At 61.1% G+C, this 16327-nt stretch carries 14 protein-coding genes; 10 read left to right on the top strand and 4 right to left on the bottom strand.

Annotated features, from left to right (window positions below; translation table 11 throughout):
* The 7 genes from ispG to R1A29_RS23315 all read left to right on the top strand — a co-directional run bounded on the left by ispG (window position 1) and on the right by R1A29_RS23315 (window position 7975).
* A complete protein-coding gene (gene ispG / locus R1A29_RS23345) occupies window positions 1–1110 on the top strand; it encodes a flavodoxin-dependent (E)-4-hydroxy-3-methylbut-2-enyl-diphosphate synthase (RefSeq protein WP_007956680.1) in 1110 nt (369 codons plus the stop codon).
* 22 nt (window positions 1111–1132) lie between these two features.
* Window positions 1133–2422 carry a histidine--tRNA ligase gene (hisS, locus tag R1A29_RS23340; protein WP_408985916.1) on the top strand — a complete coding sequence of 430 codons (1290 nt, stop codon included), beginning with the start codon at window positions 1133–1135 and terminating at the stop codon, window positions 2420–2422.
* Window positions 2423–2463: 41 nt separating this feature from the next.
* The gene (locus R1A29_RS23335; RefSeq protein ID WP_085734102.1) at window positions 2464–3105 is read left to right on the top strand and encodes a tetratricopeptide repeat protein; all 642 of its coding nucleotides are present in this window, start codon (window positions 2464–2466) and stop codon (window positions 3103–3105) included.
* Window positions 3098–4249 carry an outer membrane protein assembly factor BamB gene (bamB, locus tag R1A29_RS23330; RefSeq protein WP_438299727.1) on the top strand — a complete coding sequence of 384 codons (1152 nt, stop codon included), beginning with the start codon at window positions 3098–3100 and terminating at the stop codon, window positions 4247–4249. Before R1A29_RS23335 ends, bamB begins: the two co-directional genes overlap by 8 nt.
* A gap of 140 nt (window positions 4250–4389) precedes the next feature.
* On the top strand, window positions 4390–5862 hold the full coding sequence (gene der / locus R1A29_RS23325) for a ribosome biogenesis GTPase Der (protein ID WP_085699823.1): 1473 nt from the start codon (window positions 4390–4392) through the stop codon (window positions 5860–5862).
* A 185-nt stretch (window positions 5863–6047) separates the two neighbouring features.
* Complete coding sequence (locus R1A29_RS23320; RefSeq protein WP_438299726.1) at window positions 6048–7196, top strand: pyridoxal phosphate-dependent aminotransferase; 1149 nt, start codon at window positions 6048–6050, stop codon at window positions 7194–7196.
* Window positions 7184–7975 carry an amidohydrolase gene (locus tag R1A29_RS23315; protein ID WP_438299725.1) on the top strand — a complete coding sequence of 264 codons (792 nt, stop codon included), beginning with the start codon at window positions 7184–7186 and terminating at the stop codon, window positions 7973–7975. Before R1A29_RS23320 ends, R1A29_RS23315 begins: the two co-directional genes overlap by 13 nt.
* Window positions 7976–8108: 133 nt before the next feature.
* Here the strand turns inward: R1A29_RS23315 and leuA are convergent, their stop codons facing one another.
* From leuA to R1A29_RS23295, 4 genes are all read right to left on the bottom strand, one after another.
* Window positions 8109–9788 (bottom strand): 2-isopropylmalate synthase, encoded by a 1680-nt coding sequence (leuA, locus tag R1A29_RS23310; RefSeq protein ID WP_085709408.1) that lies wholly within the window; start codon window positions 9786–9788, stop codon window positions 8109–8111.
* Window positions 9789–10129: 341 nt separating this feature from the next.
* Window positions 10130–10951, bottom strand: coding sequence for a peptidoglycan DD-metalloendopeptidase family protein (locus R1A29_RS23305; RefSeq protein WP_438299724.1), 822 nt, complete (start codon window positions 10949–10951; stop codon window positions 10130–10132).
* A gap of 3 nt (window positions 10952–10954) precedes the next feature.
* Window positions 10955–12334 carry an exodeoxyribonuclease VII large subunit gene (gene xseA / locus R1A29_RS23300; protein ID WP_438299723.1) on the bottom strand — a complete coding sequence of 460 codons (1380 nt, stop codon included), beginning with the start codon at window positions 12332–12334 and terminating at the stop codon, window positions 10955–10957.
* Window positions 12335–12344: 10 nt separating this feature from the next.
* Window positions 12345–13232 carry a LysR family transcriptional regulator gene (locus R1A29_RS23295; RefSeq protein WP_438299722.1) on the bottom strand — a complete coding sequence of 296 codons (888 nt, stop codon included), beginning with the start codon at window positions 13230–13232 and terminating at the stop codon, window positions 12345–12347.
* Window positions 13233–13333: 101 nt separating this feature from the next.
* On the opposite strand from R1A29_RS23295, the gene R1A29_RS23290 reads away from it, so the two are divergent.
* The 3 genes from R1A29_RS23290 (at window position 13334) to guaB (ending at window position 16308) form a co-directional block, all read left to right on the top strand.
* The gene (locus R1A29_RS23290; protein ID WP_438299721.1) at window positions 13334–14101 is read left to right on the top strand and encodes a sulfite exporter TauE/SafE family protein; all 768 of its coding nucleotides are present in this window, start codon (window positions 13334–13336) and stop codon (window positions 14099–14101) included.
* A gap of 73 nt (window positions 14102–14174) precedes the next feature.
* Window positions 14175–14723: a hypothetical protein gene (locus R1A29_RS23285; RefSeq protein WP_011335799.1), complete on the top strand. Its 549-nt coding sequence runs from the start codon at window positions 14175–14177 to the stop codon at window positions 14721–14723.
* Window positions 14724–14838: 115 nt separating this feature from the next.
* Complete coding sequence (gene guaB / locus R1A29_RS23280) at window positions 14839–16308, top strand: IMP dehydrogenase (protein WP_034156270.1); 1470 nt, start codon at window positions 14839–14841, stop codon at window positions 16306–16308.
* Window positions 16309–16327: the final 19 nt, after the last annotated feature.

Below are 16327 nucleotides of genomic sequence, written 5' to 3'. Positions count from 1 at the left end.
ATGCACGGCGAATCTCCAATCAAACGTCGCGAATCGCGCAAGATCTGGGTCGGTAACGTGCCTGTGGGCGGCGATGCACCTATCGCGGTGCAGAGCATGACCAACAGCGACACCAACGATGTCGCGGCCACCGTCGCCCAAATCAACCGTCTGGAAGCCGCTGGCGTCGACATCGTTCGCGTATCGGTGCCGGACATGGACGCCGCCGAGGCGTTCGGCAAGATCAAGCAGCTGGTCAAGGTGCCGCTGGTTGCCGACATCCACTTCGACTACAAGATCGCTTTGCGCGTGGCCGAACTGGGCGTGGACTGCCTGCGCATCAACCCGGGCAACATCGGTCGCGAAGACCGCGTGCGTGCGGTGGTCGATGCCGCCCGTGACCGCGGGATTCCGATCCGCATCGGCGTCAACGCCGGTTCCCTGGAAAAAGACCTGCAGAAGAAATATGGCGAACCGACCCCGGCCGCTCTGGTCGAGTCGGCGCTGCGTCACGTCGAGCACCTCGAACGCCTGAATTTCCAGGACTTCAAGGTCAGCGTGAAGGCTTCCGACGTGTTCATGGCCGTCGAAGCCTACCGTCTGCTGGCCAAGGAAATCGTCCAGCCGCTGCACCTGGGCATCACCGAAGCCGGTGGATTGCGCTCCGGTACAGTGAAATCCGCCGTGGGCCTAGGTATGCTGCTCGCCGAGGGGATTGGCGATACCATCCGCATCTCGCTGGCGGCCGATCCGGTCGAGGAAGTGAAGGTCGGTTACGACATTCTCAAGTCTTTGCATCTGCGTTCCCGTGGCATCAACTTCATCGCCTGCCCGAGCTGCTCGCGGCAGAACTTCGATGTGGTCAAGACCATGAACGAGCTGGAAGGGCGCCTTGAAGACCTGCTGGTGCCGCTGGATGTTGCGGTGATCGGTTGCGTGGTCAACGGCCCGGGCGAAGCAAAAGAAGCCCATATCGGCTTGACCGGCGGTACGCCGAACCTGATTTACATCGACGGCAAGCCGTCGCAGAAACTGACGAATGACAATCTGGTGGACGAGCTGGAAAAGCTGATCCGCGAGAAAGCGGCCGAGAAGGTCGAAGCCGACGCAGCGGTCATCGCGCGCGGCTGATCGAACGAATTAAGGAATTTCTGTGAGCAAGTCCCTGCAAGCCATTCGTGGCATGAACGACATCCTGCCGGAACAGACCCCGGTATGGCGCTACTTCGAAGGCACCGTTTCGCGTTTGCTGGATAACTACGGTTACAAGCAGATCCGCATGCCGATCGTCGAATTCACCGAGCTGTTCAAGCGCTCGATCGGCGAAGTGACCGACATCGTCGAAAAAGAGATGTACACCTTCGACGACCGCAACGGCGACTCCCTGACCCTGCGTCCGGAAGGCACCGCTGCGTGCGTGCGTGCCGTGCTCGAGCATGGCATCACCGGCGGTGGCCAGGTGCAGAAACTCTGGTACATCGGTCCGATGTTCCGTCACGAGCGTCCGCAGAAAGGCCGTTATCGCCAGTTCCACCAGATCGGTCTGGAAGTCTTCAACCTCGACGGTCCGGACATCGACGCCGAACTGATCATCATGACCTGGCGCCTGTGGGGTGAGCTGGGTATCCGCGATGCCGTCAAGCTCGAACTCAACAGCCTGGGTACCAGCGAGTCCCGTGGTCGTTATCGTGAAGCGCTGGTCGAGTACCTCTCGGCGCACCACGACAAACTGGACGAAGACAGCCAGCGTCGCCTGAAAACCAACCCGCTGCGCGTGCTCGACACCAAAAATGCCGACACCCAGGCGGTGCTGGTCGATGCGCCGAAAATGGCGGATTACCTGGATGAAGAGTCCCGTGCCCACTTCGAAGGTCTGAAGGCGCGTCTGGATGCTGTCGGCATTCCTTACGTGCTCAACCCGAAACTGGTACGCGGTCTCGATTACTACAGCAAAACCGTATTCGAATGGGTCACCGACAAGCTCGGCGCCCAGGGCACTGTGTGCGCGGGCGGCCGTTACGACGGTCTGGTCGAGCAGATGGGCGGCAAGCCGACTCCGGGCGTCGGTTTCGCCATGGGCATCGAGCGCCTGGTGCTGATGCTGGAAACCCTGGAGCAGATCCCGCAAGAACTCGCCCGTCAGGTCGACGTCTACCTCTGCGCCTTCGGCGAAGAGGCGGAGCTGGCCGGTCTGGCCCTGGCCGAGCGTGTACGCGACCAGTTGCCGAACCTGCGCCTGCAGGTCAATGCCGGTGCCGGCAGCTTCAAGAGCCAGTTCAAGAAAGCCGACAAGAGCGGTGCGCTGTACGCACTGATCCTCGGTGACGACGAAATGGCCCAGCAAGTGGTAGGTTTCAAACCCCTGCGTGGCCAGGGCGAACAACAAAGCATTGCCTGGGATGCGCTTGCCGCTCACCTGGCCACCTGCGTCGTGCAGGGTTGAAGCTGTTTAAACAGCCGATTTAGCGATTAAGGAGTATTGGGGTGTCGAGTACCGAAGACGAACAGTTGGCGGATTTGAAGGACTGGTGGACACGCAACGGCAAACCTCTGGTCACTGGCGGCCTGTTGGCGCTGGTCATCGTGTTCGGCTGGCAGGCATTTCACAAGTATCAGAGCAACCAGTCGCAAGGCGCCTCGGTGCTCTATCAGCAATTGCTGGAAACCACGCTGACCCCGGACGGCAAGCCTGACGCTGCGCGCGTTGCTGATCTGGCCGGCAAGCTCAACAGCGAGTTCGGCGGTACTGCCTACGCGCAGTATGGCAGCCTGTTCGTGGCCAAGGTTGCGGTCGACAGCGGCAAGCTGGACGACGCGGCGACCGAGCTGAAAGCCATCGTTGCCAAGCCGGCCAACGCGGCGCTGGGCGAAATCGCCCGTCAGCGTCTGGCGCAGGTGCTGGGCGCACAGAACAAGGCGGATGAAGCCCTGAAACTGCTTGAAGGCGATGCCGACAAGTCGTTCCTGGCCACTCGCGAAGAACTCAAGGGCGACCTGCTGGTACAGCTGGGCCGCACTGACGAAGCGAACGCGGCGTATCAAAAAGCCAAGGCGGCACTGTCGGATGAAGCGGCAGTCGGCGGCCTTCAAATCAAGCTGGACGACCTGGCCAAAGGGGATGCGTGACGTGATCGGTTGGAAGCATGCAGCATTGCTGGCTCTGGCCATTCTGGCCACGGGTTGCAGCAGCAACAGCACAAAAGAACTGCCACCAGCCGAACTGACTTCCTTCAAGGAAGAAGTGGTTCTGCACAAAGTGTGGAGCCGTTCGATCGGTGACGGTCAGGGCGAAACCTACAACATGCTGGTGCCGGCGATCGATGGTGACACCATTTACGCCGCCGACGTGACCGGTATCGTGATGTCCATGGATCGCAGCAACGGCGACGTGAAGTGGAAGAAAGAACTGGATGTGCCAGTCTCCGGCGCCGTCGGCGTGGGTTACGGTCTGGTTCTGATCGGCACGCTGCGTGGCGACGTCATCGCCCTCGACACCATCAATGGTGAAGAGAAGTGGCGCGCTCGCGTGACCAGTGAAGTATTGGCGCCACCAGCCAGCAACGGCGACATCGTGGTCGTGCAGACCCAGGACGATCGTCTGATTGGTCTGGATGCATCCACCGGTCACCAGCGCTGGGTGTATGACAGCACTCCGGCCGTACTGACCCTGCGTGGCACCAGTGCACCGCTCGCGACCAACCGCCTCGCGGTGGCTGGCCTGTCGACCGGTAAAGTGGTCGCTCTGGACATTTCCAACGGCGTGCCGGTCTGGGAACAACGGATCGCGATTCCACAAGGTCGTTCGGAACTGGAGCGCGTGGTCGACATCGACGGCGGTCTGCTGCTGTCCGGTGGCACTCTGTACGTTGCCAGCTATCAGGGTCGCGTTGCGGCACTGGACCTGGAAAGCGGCCGTCAACTGTGGCAGCGCGATGCGTCGAGCTACGCCGGTATCGCCCAGGGTTTCGGCAACGTCTACGTGAGCCTGTCCTCGGGCACCGTTGAAGGCGTCGACGAGCGTTCGACCACTGCACTGTGGACCAACGACTCGCTGGCCCGCCGTCAACTGTCGGCTCCGGAAGTGTTCTCCAGCTACGTTGCAGTCGGTGACCTGGAAGGTTACCTGCATCTGCTGAGTCAGGTGGACGGCCGTTTCGTCGGCCGCGAGCGCATCGACAGCGACGGCCTGCGTGCCCGTCCGCTGGTGGTGGGTGACACGATTTACGTGTATGGCAACAGCGGCAAACTGGAAGCCCTGACCATCAAGTAATGGTTTGACTATGCTTGGGGTTGAACCCCAAGCGGCCCTGCTCCGGCAGGGTTTGCAACACCCATGGGTGTTGCCCCGAGCACCAGCCGCTGCCTCGCAGCGGCTTTTGTATTTTCTGAAATAACGAAGTGGAGAGCCGCATGGTTCCCGTAATCGCCCTGGTGGGCCGACCGAACGTCGGCAAGTCCACCTTGTTCAACCGCCTGACCAGGACTCGCGACGCCATCGTCGGCGACTTGTCCGGTCTGACCCGTGATCGCCAGTACGGTGAGGCCAAGTGGCAAGGGCGTTCCTACATTCTGATCGACACCGGCGGTATCTCCGGTGACGAGCATGGTATGGACGAAAAAATGGCCGAGCAGTCGCTGCTGGCCATCGAAGAAGCGGATGTCGTTCTGTTCCTGGTAGATGCCAAGGCCGGTTTCACCGCCGCCGACCAGATGATCGGCGAACACCTGCGCAAGCGTAACAAGCGTTCTTACGTGGTCGCCAACAAGGTCGACAACATCGATCCGGAAATGGCTCGCGCCGAATTTGCCCCGATGGGCATGGGCGATGCGATCCCGATTGCCGGCGCCCATGGTCGTGGCATCACTCAATTGCTGGAAATCGCCCTGAGCGAATTCCCGAAAGATGAGGATGAGCCGCAGGAAGGCGAAGAGCAGGAAGAAGTTGCCGAAGGCGAGGAAGCCAAGCGCATTCCTGGCCCGAGCGAAAAGGACGGTATCAAGATCGCCATCATCGGCCGGCCGAACGTCGGCAAGTCGACGCTGGTCAACCGCATGCTGGGTGAAGAACGAGTGATCGTCTACGACCAGCCGGGCACCACTCGCGACAGTATCTACATCCCGTTCGAGCGTAACGACGAGAAGTACACGCTGATTGACACTGCCGGTGTGCGCAAGCGCGGCAAGATCCACGAAGAAGTCGAAAAGTTCTCCGTGGTCAAAACCCTGCAGGCCATCAAAGACGCCAACGTGGTGATCTTCGTGATGGACGCCCGCGAAGGTGTGGTCGATCACGACCTCAACCTGCTCGGTTTTGCACTCGAGTCCGGCCGTGCTCTGGTCATCGCGCTGAACAAGTGGGATGGCATGACACCGGGCGAGCGTGACTACGTGAAGACCGAACTGGAACGCCGGTTGTTCTTCGTCGACTTCGCCGACATCCACTTCATCTCGGCCCTGCACGGTACCGGCGTGGGCAACCTCTACGCTTCGGTGCAGAACTCGTTCAAGTCGGCGGTCACCCGCTGGCCGACCAGCCGCCTGACCCAGATCCTCGAAGACGCGGTCAGCGAGCACCAGCCACCGATGGTCAACGGCCGCCGGATCAAGCTGCGCTACGCCCACCTCGGTGGTGCCAACCCGCCGCTGATCGTGATCCACGGCAACCAGATCGAGAAAGTGCCGAACTCGTACGTGCGCTATCTGGAAAACACTTACCGCCGTGTGCTCAAACTGGTCGGTACGCCGATCCGTATCGAGTTCAAGGGCGGCGAGAACCCGTACGAAGGCAACAAGAACACGCTGACCGACCGCCAGGTCAACAAGAAGCGTCGTTTGATGTCGCACAACAAGAAGGCCAGCAAGAAGCGCCGCGACAAGCGATAAAGCGGTTTCGAGTTGCAAGTTTCGAGCTGCAAGCTTCAAGTAAAAGCGTAAAAACAAAGAGGGCTTCTCACGGAGCCCTTTTTTGTGGGCGGTGAATTCAGCTTGCAGCTTGCAGCTTGTAACTTGCCGCTTGTGATTTGGAGCTTGCAGCTTGAAACTTGCAGCTCACCTGCAAGGGGCTCCCGATGATCAACAGCAAGCTGCCGAATGTCGGCATCACTATTTTCACGCAGATGTCTCAGCTCGCGGCACAGACCGGAGCTATCAACCTGTCCCAGGGTTTTCCCGATTTCGACGGCCCGCAGTCGCTGCGCGATGCGGTCGGTCGGCACATCGCCAGCGGCCATAACCAGTATTCGCCCATGACCGGTCTGCCGGCCCTGCGCCAACAGATTGCGGCGAAGATCGCCCGCAGCTACGGGGTGAATGTCGATGCCGATCACGAGGTGACCGTCACCCCCGGCGCGACCCAGGCGATCTTCTGTGCGATCCAGGCGGTTATCCACAGCGGCGATGAAGTCATCGTGTTCGATCCGGCCTACGACAGCTACGAGCCGTCGGTGGAGCTGGCCGGTGGGCGCTGCGTGCATGTGCAACTCGGTCTGGAGGATTTCTCCATCGACTTCGACAAGCTCAGTGCAGCGCTGAGCCCGCGCACGCGGATGATCATCCTCAACACCCCGCACAACCCCAGCGGCGCCCTGATCAGTCGCGCAGAGCTGGACCAGTTGGCGGCGCTGATCCGCGATCGCGACATCTATGTGATCAGCGACGAAGTCTACGAACACCTGGTGTACGACGGCGTTCCCCATGTGAGCGTGCTGGCCCATGAAGAGTTGTATCAGCGCGCATTTGTGGTCAGCTCGTTCGGCAAGACCTATCACGTCACGGGCTGGAAAACCGGCTACGTCGTGGCGCCGCCGGCCCTGACCGCCGAACTGCGCAAGGTGCACCAGTACGTCAGCTTCTGTGGCGTGACGCCGCTGCAATATGCGCTGGCCGATTACATGGCCGAGCATCCTGAACACGTCGAAGAACTGCCGGGTTTCTATCAGGCCAAGCGCGATCTGTTCTGTGATCTGCTGGCGCCGTCGCGATTCAACTTTACCCGGGTCACCGGCACTTATTTCCAACTGGTCGATTACTCACAGATCCGTCCCGACCTGAACGATGTCGAGATGGCGATGTGGATGACTCGCGAACATGGTGTGGCGAGCATCCCGGTGTCGGTGTTCTACCAGAATCCACCCGAAGGCCAGCGCCTGGTGCGCCTGTGCTTCGCCAAACGCGAGGAGACGCTGCGGGAAGCGGCGGCAAAACTATGCGTGATTTGAGTGCTTTGCCCGATCTCAACCTGGCGCTGATCCAGACCAGCCTGGCCTGGCATGATCGTCAGGCCAACCTCGAGCATTTCGACGCGTTGCTGGAGCAGGCGCGCGGGGCGGATCTGATCATCCTGCCGGAAATGTTCACCACCGGATTCTCCATGGAGTCCGAAACCCTGGCGGAAGCCGAAAACGGCCCGACCAGCAAATGGATGAAGGCACAGGCGGCGAAGCTCAATGCGGTGATCACCGGCAGCGTGATCATCCAGGCCGCCGACGGCAGCCATCGCAATCGCCTGTTATGGGCACGCCCGGACGGCGAAGTGTGGCATTACGACAAGCGCCATCTGTTCCGCATGGTCGGCGAGCACAATCACTACACGCCCGGCGAACGCCAGGTGCAGTTCGAACTCAAGGGCTGGCGCATCCGGCCGCTGATTTGCTACGACTTGCGTTTCCCGGTGTGGAGCCGCGATGCACAAGACACCGACCTGCTGCTGTACACCGCCAACTGGCCAGGGGCACGGCGTCTGCACTGGAATCGTTTGCTGCCGGCGCGGGCGATTGAAAACCTGTGCTACGTCGCGGCGGTGAATCGTGTTGGCACCGACGGCAAGGGTTTTGCCTACACCGGCGACAGTCAGGTGCTGGACTTCCAGGGCGAGACCTTGCTGGCGGCGGGGGAGGCGGACGGGGTGTTCAAGGCAGTACTGGAAGCTGCACCGCTGGCGGCTTACCGCGAGCGATTCCCGGCGAATCTGGATGCGGACACGTTCGAGTTCACCTGAGTTTTTGCGTTGTCAGTGCGGACCCCATCGCGGGCAAGCCCGCGAAGAGGCCAGTTCAGGCAACATAAAGCCAGCAGGCATAAAAAAGGCCCCGGAGTTCGCACTCCGGGGCCTTTTGCATTTCAGCGGTAATTTACGCCGCTTTTGCTTCCGGCTGGCTCAGCGAGCGGTTGAGCGCGCTGAACAGGGCCTTGAAGCTGGCGGTGGTGATGTTTTCATCGATACCCACGCCGTGCACTGCACGTTCGCCATTCACGCGCAGCTCGATGTACGCCGCTGCCTTGGCGTTGGTGCCCGCGCCGATGGCGTGTTCGTTGTAGTCCATGATCTCCACCGGGATCGGCAGGCCGGCCACCAGTGCTTCCAGCGCACCGTTGCCCTTGCCGCGCCAGTGCAGGTTGGTCTCGCCCTGGCCCTTGCTTGCCACTTCCACTTCGACGGCGCTGTGGCCGTTTTCTTCCTGCAGGCGATGGCTGACCAGCGCATACGGGGTGTTGGCTTGCAGGTACTCGGTGTGCAGCAGCGAGTGGATCTGCTGGGCGGTCATTTCCAGGCCCAGACGATCGGTTTCACGCTGCACGACCTGACTGAACTCGATCTGCATGCGGCGCGGCAGGCTGATGCCGTATTCCTGCTCCAGCAGGTAGGCGATGCCGCCCTTGCCCGACTGACTGTTGACGCGGATCACCGCCTCGTAGCTGCGGCCGATGTCGGCCGGGTCGATCGGCAGGTACGGCACTTCCCACAGGGTGTCCGGTTTCTGCTGGGCGAAGCCCTTGCGGATCGCGTCCTGGTGGGAGCCGGAGAACGCGGTGTGCACCAGGTCGCCGACGTACGGGTGACGCGGGTGAACCTGAATCTGGTTGCACTCTTCGACGACTTTGCGCACGCCGTCGATGTCGGAGAAGTCCAGTTGCGGGTCGAGGCCCTGGGTGTACATGTTCAGAGCCACGGTGACGAGGTCGACGTTACCGGTACGCTCACCGTTGCCGAACAGGCAGCCTTCGACGCGGTCGGCACCGGCCATCAGGCCCAGCTCGGTGGCGGCCACACCGGTGCCACGGTCGTTGTGGGTGTGCAGGCTGATGATCACGCTGTCACGACGGTTGATGTTGCGGTGGAACCACTCGATCTGGTCGGCGTAGACGTTCGGGGTCGCGCATTCAACGGTGGCCGGCAGGTTGAGGATGATCTTGTGCTCGGGTGTCGGGTTCCAGACCTCGATCACCGCGTCACAGACTTCCTTGGCGAACTCCAGTTCGGTGGCGCTGAAGGTTTCCGGCGAGTATTCGAAGGTCCACTCGGTGTCCGGCTGCATGGCGGCGTATTTGACGAACAGCTTGGCGGCGTTTACGGCGATGGCCTTGATGCCGTCCTTGTCCTGGTTGAAGACGATGCGACGGAAAGACGGGGAAGTGGCGTTGTACAGGTGAACGATCGCCTTTTTCGCCCCGCGCAGGGATTCGAAGGTGCGCTCGATCAGATCTTCACGGCCCTGGGTCAGCACCTGAATGGTGGTGTCGTCCGGGATGTGGCCGTCTTCGATCAGGGTACGCACGAAGTCGAAGTCGGTTTGCGAAGCGGCCGGGAACGACGCTTCGATTTCTTTCACACCGACCTGCACCAGGGTTTTCCAGAAGCGCAGCTTTTTCACCGCGTCCATCGGCTCGATCAACGACTGGTTGCCGTCACGCAGGTCGGAGCTGCACCAGATCGGCGCGGCATCGATGGTTTTCGACGGCCAGGTGCGATCCGGCAGGTTGATCACAGGAAACGCGCGGTATTTCGAAGACGGGTCTTTGAGCATGCTCATCGGGAAATTCCTTATTGTCTGGGCCGAAAAGAGGCGGCCTGCCGGTGGAACGAATGTTCGGAGAAGCTTGGGACGAGGCGCAGCGATTCAGCCCGGCAGTCGTGCGCTGACAAGGCACAGGCTGCGGTGCTGGCGAAGCTGAATAAGGGTGTGAGAGGTTTTCATGCCTTCAACCCTAACCGCGGGGGATGAGGATGGCAAGCAGTCGAAAAAAATTGAGAGGAATACCCGGAAAGCGGTTTTTTCCGAGATTTTATTCTTGATATGGCGGTTATTGTTGGCGGGGATTGCGCGGACCATTCGTCGCGCGCAATCCCCGCTGGAGGCGAATCAACCTGAAATCAAGGTTGAAATGCGCCGATAAAGATCGCCGGATCAACCCGCGCATCGTTCAGGCTGACGTTCCAGTGCATGTGCGGCCCGGTCGCCCGACCTGTTGCACCCACCTTGCCAACGACCGCGCCGCGCGCCAGTTGCTGGCCGTTTTGCACATCGATCTTCGACATGTGGCAGAACATGCTGATGAAGCCCTGGCCGTGGTCGACGAACACGGTGTTGCCATTGAAGAAGTAGTTACCGATCAGGATCACCTTGCCCGCCGCCGGGGTCTTGATCGGTGTGCCGGCCGGCACCGCGAAGTCGAGGCCGGCGTGTGGATTGCGTTCTTCGCCGTTGAAGAAACGGCGCACGCCAAACTTGCTCGATAGCGGCCCGTTGACCGGTTTGTCCAGCAACAGGTTGCTCGGTGTGTTCGAGCTGAAGCTGCGGTAGGCCTTGATCTGCTCGGCCAGTTCACCCTCGATGCGCTTCAGGTTCGCCGGGTTCGGATTGACCTGCTGGGTGTTCTTCAGGGTGATGTGCTGTTCCGGGTATTTCTTGTTGCCGACGGTGAAGTTCAGGTTTCGACCGCCGCTGCTGATCTGCTGGGTGCCGGGTTTGACGGTCAGGGGAACGCCGACAATCGCCAGCCAGTTGTTCTGTTCCTTGACCACCAGCACCGGTTTGCCCTGATACGTGGCTTTCGGTGCTTGCGCGGCAGTGCCCAGATCGACGACTGCAACGCCGCCCGGCACCGGTTTGTTCAGCAGCCGGGTGATGTAACTGTCGGCGTGGGCATTGAAGGTCAGGCACAACAACAGCAATGGAGCAAGAAAACGCGGCATGGATCAGTCCAGTAAAGAAAGAGTGACGGGCGTCAGGTGGTTGTCCTCGACGCGCACTTGCAGTTCGCCTTCGCCCAGTCTGGCCTTCAGACGCTGGCCGGTGTGGGTTTGCGCCGCGTCGCGGATCGCATTGCCACGCTCGTCGAGCAAAATGCTGTAGCCGCGACCGAGGGTCGCCAGCGGGCTGACCACGTGCAGGGTCTGCATCTGGCTTTGCAACTGCAGGCGCCGGCGTTTCAGGCCTTCGTTCATGGCGCGTGGCAGTCGTTCGGCGAGGCTGTCGAGACGCTGGCGCAGCAGCGCCAGTTGCCGGCCGGGATGTTGCCCGGCAAGGCGGGTTTCCAGACGAATCAGGCGTTCGCGGCGGGTATTGAGCTGTCGTTCGAACGCCCGGCGCATGCGCATGTCCAGGTCATCCAGGCGCTGTGCCTGCTGGCGCAGTCGCTCACCGGGATGGCGCAAGCGGCGGGCCATTCCTTCCAGTCGCAGACGATCACGCATCAGGCGGTCGCGCATGCGCATCACCAGTCGGCGGTGCAGGCTTTCGACCTGACGGATCAGGTGGCTGGAATCCGGGGCGAGCAATTCGGCTGCTGCAGAAGGCGTCGGCGCACGGACGTCGGCCACAAAGTCGCTGATCGACACGTCGGTTTCATGGCCGACGGCGCTGACGATCGGTGTCACGCAGGCATCCACCGCCCGGGCAACGGCCTCTTCGTTGAAACACCAGAGGTCTTCCAGCGAACCGCCGCCACGCGCCAGGATCAGCGCGTCGAAGCCCCGGGCATCCGCGAGTTTCAGGGCGCGGACGATCTGCGCCGTGGCTTCGCGACCCTGAACGGCAGTCGGGATCAGGGTCAGCCTGACCTGCGGCGCACGGCGTCGGAACACGCTGATGATGTCGCGGATCACCGCGCCGGTCGGCGAACTGATGATGCCGATGTGCTGCGGATGGGCCGGCAGCGGCACTTTGCGCTCGGCACTGAACAGGCCTTCAGCGCTGAGCTTTTCCTTCAAGGCATCGAAAGCCAGACGCAGGGCGCCGTCACCGGCAGGCTCCACGGTGTCGAGGATCAACTGATAGTCGCCACGGCCCTCGAACAGCGAGACCTTGCCGCGCACCTTGACCGCCAGACCGTCCTTCAGCGCCTGACGCACCCGCGCGGCGTTCTGGCGAAACAGCGCGCAACGAACCTGCGCGCCGCTGTCCTTGAGCGTGAAATACACGTGGCCGGACGCCGGGCGGGCGAGGTTGGAGATTTCGCCTTCGACCCAGATGTTGCTGAACACGTCTTCGAGCAACACCCGCGCGCGGCCGTTGAGCTGGCTGACGGTCAGGACTTCGCGGTCGAGGCCGAGTCTTGCAAAGGGATCTTTAATCATGGGGCGCAGTTTAAAGGCTTTCGCCGGTGAATGTCTGGAGGAAGTGTTGCACCAGTGGTGTGGGATTTTGCCGAAAGGCGAGGGCGACGGTGCTCTGGCAATCGCCGGTCAGCGGCACAAATCTCACACCGGCGGGCGCGATGTCCTGCATCGACTCCGGCAGCAGGGCGATGCCGAAACCGGCCTGGATCAATTGCAGCTGCGTGGTCTTGCGCGACATCACCCGTGCAGCCTGGGGGAAGAAACCGTGACGCATGCACAGGTCGGCGCACAAGTAACTCAACCCTCCGCGTTGCGGATGGGGGATGGAAATAAACGCTTCGTCCTTCAACTGCGCCAGATTGACCGATTCAGCCAGTGCCAGTCGATGATCCGCCGGCACGGCAAGCAGCAAGCGCTCGGTGTAGAGCGGCACAACCTGAACACCTTCGCGCTGGCGCAGCACCGGCAGGCGCAACAGTCCGATGTCGAGCCGCCCCTCGGCCAACTCCTCAAGCTGTGCCTCCGAAGACAACGTGCCGATGTCCAGCGAAACCCCGGGTTGCTGCTCCAGGTAAGCGCTCATTTCGCGTAACAATCGGCCGCTGATCGGCACGGTGCTGGAGTGACACAGGCGCAAGGTGCCGCGCTGGCCCTGGCCGACTTCCGTGGCGAGGGTGCTGGCCTTGTTCAATTCATTGAGCAGGTTTCTGGCTCGGGGCAAAAATGCTTCGCCAGCGGCAGTGAGCCGGGGCTGACGGGCGGTGCGTTCGAACAGCGGCGTTCGCAGGCGGGTTTCCATGTCCTTGATCTGCCGGCTCAGCGCTGACTGGGCGATGAACAGGCGTTCGGCGGCGGCGCTGAAGCTGCCGCACTCGGCAATTTCCACGAAATAGCGCAATTGACGGGTTGAAAGCACGAGGCATGCCTTTAAGAGATAGCTTGGTGGTTTCGATGATATTAGTCGCAACCCTCGGCGCTGGCTAAAGTCATCACAGGCTTATTAAAGGAAGCGAGCGGATGAGTGTGGCGGGGTTGTTGAGCGAATGGTCGTGGGGCTTCGGGGGCTGGGCAGTCATCGGAGTGGGTGTCGCGCTGGCCTACATCGTGTTCGGTATTGCCGGTTTTGGCACGGCGCTGGTGGCGGGGCCGATCCTGATCCTGTTCATGCCGCTGTCGAAAATCGTGCCGTTGCTGGTGTTGCTGGATTTTGTCGCCGCGTTCGGCAATCTGCTGCCGTCGCGGCGAGATGTGGCGAAGCCGGAGTTGCTGCGGCTGCTGCCGTGCATGGCAATCGGATGCACGCTGGGGGTGATTTTCCTGCTCAACCTCAAATCCGATCTGCTGTTGTTGCTGATGGGACTGTTCATCACGGCCTATGCGATCTACAGCTTGTGGATCAAGGCCCGGCCGGCGCAGCTGTCTGCCGGCTGGGCGTTGCCGATGGGCACGGTGGGCGGACTGTTCGGGGCATTGTTCGGCAGCGGCGGCTTTCTTTATGCGATCTACCTCAACAGCCGCCTGCCCAAGGACGCGGCCCGGGCCACGCAAAGTGCGCTGATCAGTTGCAGCACGGTGGTGCGTTTGAGTCTGTTTGCCATCGCCGGGGTGTATGCCGAGCTACCCTTGTTGATGCTCGCGCTGTGTCTGTTGCCGGCCATGGCGCTGGGCTTGTGGATCGGGCGGCGGCTGACCATGCGTTTGTCCCGCGAGGCCTTCGTGCGGCTGGTGACCTGGCTGGTGCTGGCGAGCGGTCTGGCGCTGATCGGCCGCTATATAAGCACTTGACCGGATTGTCTCAGGGATTAAGCTGCCGGCCGCGTTCGTCGCAGAACTTCCTTTGACGCAGCAGGCTTGCACCATGAACTCCCAAAGCATCATCGTCCCGAAAATCTCCAACCTGCCGGTGCACGAGCCCCGCGCCCGGGCGATCCTGCGCTGGCTGGTGCGCAAGAACATCGTCAAGGAAGAACTGAGCACCTGCGGACGCACCGGCAATCGCATGGCCTACGCCATCGCCGATGGCGCCCGCGCGGTGGTGCTGCACCCTGAGGCGTTGCCGTTCGGTGAGCCGATCAATGGTCTGGAAGTCATTACCAAACGCTGTATCTACACCCCGGCCAAGGGCTTTCTCGAAGAAGCCGGTTGCGCCGAGTGTCGTCAGGAAATCGGCGAAGCGCTGTTCGAAAGCCTGGAAGACTGGATGCCGGGTCGCACCGATAACTTCACCTGCCCCGAATGCGGGCATGAAGACGATATCAACGGCTTTCTGTATTTGCAGGAGTGCGGGTTTTCCAACCTCGGTTTCATCTTCAACAACTGGCTGGAGGCGGGGTTCAAGCAGAGTTTCATCGATGAATTCGCCGACTGGCTGGATCAGCCGGTGAGCTGGGTCAAGGTCGAGTTGTAGGGGCGGCTTTTCCCGTACATCAGCAACATTGATATAAGACAAGTTTTACATTGAACCCGAAGGGGTGTCTGACTATAATGGCGCGCTTCCATTTTCCCGCTCGGGAGCCCCCGCGATGCTGCGTATCAGCCAAGAAGCTCTGACATTCGACGACATTCTCCTAGTGCCTGGTTATTCCGAGGTGCTTCCTAACGAAGTCAGTCTCAAGACCCGCCTCACCCGTGGCATCGAACTGAATATTCCTCTGGTTTCTGCCGCCATGGACACCGTCACCGAAGCCCGTCTGGCAATCGCCATGGCTCAGGAAGGTGGCATCGGCATTATCCACAAGAACATGACCATCGAGCAGCAAGCTGCCGAAGTCCGCAAGGTCAAGAAGTTCGAAGCCGGTGTGGTCAAGGATCCAATCACCATCGAGGCTGACGCCACGGTTCGTGATCTGTTCGAACTGACCCGCATGCACAACATTTCCGGCGTTCCGGTGCTGCACGATGGCGACCTGGTCGGCATCGTCACTTCCCGTGACGTGCGTTTCGAAACCCGTCTGGAAGCCACCGTTCGTGAAGTGATGACGCCGAAAGAACGTCTGGTCACTGTTCGCGAAGGCGCCGACAAGAACGAAGTCCGCGAGTTGCTGCACAAGCACCGCCTGGAAAAAGTCCTGATCGTCGACGACAAGTTTGCCCTCAAAGGCATGATGACCGTCAAAGACATCGAAAAAGCCAAGGCCTACCCGCTGGCCAGCAAGGACGATCAAGGTCGTCTGCGCGTCGGCGCTGCAGTCGGTACCGGTAAAGACACCGGTGACCGTGTTGCCGCGCTGGTCAATGCCGGTGTGGACGTGGTGGTGGTCGACACCGCTCACGGTCACTCCAAAGGCGTGATCGACCGCGTTCGTTGGGTCAAAGAGAATTTCCCTGAAGTGCAGGTGATCGGCGGCAACATCGCCACCGGCGCAGCTGCCAAGGCTCTGGCCGAAGCCGGCGCCGATGCGGTCAAGGTCGGTATCGGCCCTGGCTCGATCTGCACCACCCGTATCGTCGCCGGTGTCGGCGTTCCGCAAATCAGTGCCATCGCCAACGTTGCCGCTGCCCTCGAAGGCACCGGCGTTCCGTTGATCGCCGACGGCGGCATCCGTTTCTCCGGTGACCTGTCCAAGGCCATCGTGGCCGGTGCGTCCTGCGTGATGATGGGCTCGATGTTCGCCGGTACCGAAGAAGCGCCGGGCGAGATCGAACTGTTCCAGGGCCGTTCGTACAAGGCTTATCGCGGCATGGGTTCGCTGGGCGCCATGTCCCAGGCTCAAGGTTCTTCCGACCGTTACTTCCAGGACTCTTCGGCAGGCGCCGAGAAACTGGTTCCGGAAGGCATCGAAGGCCGTGTTCCTTACAAGGGCACCCTGAGCGCGATCATTCACCAGTTGATGGGCGGTCTGCGTTCCTCGATGGGTTACACCGGCAGCGCCAACATCGAAGAAATGCGCACCAAGCCTGAGTTCGTGCGGATCACCGGTGCCGGCATGGCCGAATCCCACGTCCACGACGTGCAGATCACCAAGGAAGCACCAAACTACCGCGTAGGTTGAGGCTTCAAGCAAAACGTCA

This window comes from Pseudomonas sp. NMS19W, from assembly GCF_051554255.1.
Taxonomy (GTDB): Bacteria; Pseudomonadota; Gammaproteobacteria; order Pseudomonadales; family Pseudomonadaceae; genus Aquipseudomonas; species Aquipseudomonas kribbensis.
The sequence above is the reverse complement of the archived record's forward strand: the minus strand, read 5'-3'. Positions and strand labels throughout refer to the sequence as shown.

Excerpts from the sequence above, each read along its gene's own strand:
- bamB (WP_438299727.1), top strand. The coding sequence starts at position 3,098 with ATGCGTGACGTGATCGGTTGGAAGCATGCAGCATTGCTGGCTCTGGCC.
- R1A29_RS23305 (WP_438299724.1), bottom strand. The coding sequence starts at position 10,951 with ATGCCGCGTTTTCTTGCTCCATTGCTGTTGTTGTGCCTGACCTTCAAT.
- R1A29_RS23315 (WP_438299725.1), top strand. The coding sequence starts at position 7,184 with ATGCGTGATTTGAGTGCTTTGCCCGATCTCAACCTGGCGCTGATCCAG.
- leuA (WP_085709408.1), bottom strand. The coding sequence starts at position 9,788 with ATGAGCATGCTCAAAGACCCGTCTTCGAAATACCGCGCGTTTCCTGTG.
- R1A29_RS23320 (WP_438299726.1), top strand. The coding sequence starts at position 6,048 with ATGATCAACAGCAAGCTGCCGAATGTCGGCATCACTATTTTCACGCAG.
- R1A29_RS23290 (WP_438299721.1), top strand. The coding sequence starts at position 13,334 with ATGAGTGTGGCGGGGTTGTTGAGCGAATGGTCGTGGGGCTTCGGGGGC.
- R1A29_RS23285 (WP_011335799.1), top strand. The coding sequence starts at position 14,175 with ATGAACTCCCAAAGCATCATCGTCCCGAAAATCTCCAACCTGCCGGTG.
- xseA (WP_438299723.1), bottom strand. The coding sequence starts at position 12,334 with ATGATTAAAGATCCCTTTGCAAGACTCGGCCTCGACCGCGAAGTCCTG.
- der (WP_085699823.1), top strand. The coding sequence starts at position 4,390 with ATGGTTCCCGTAATCGCCCTGGTGGGCCGACCGAACGTCGGCAAGTCC.
- ispG (WP_007956680.1), top strand. The coding sequence starts at position 1 with ATGCACGGCGAATCTCCAATCAAACGTCGCGAATCGCGCAAGATCTGG.
- guaB (WP_034156270.1), top strand. The coding sequence starts at position 14,839 with ATGCTGCGTATCAGCCAAGAAGCTCTGACATTCGACGACATTCTCCTA.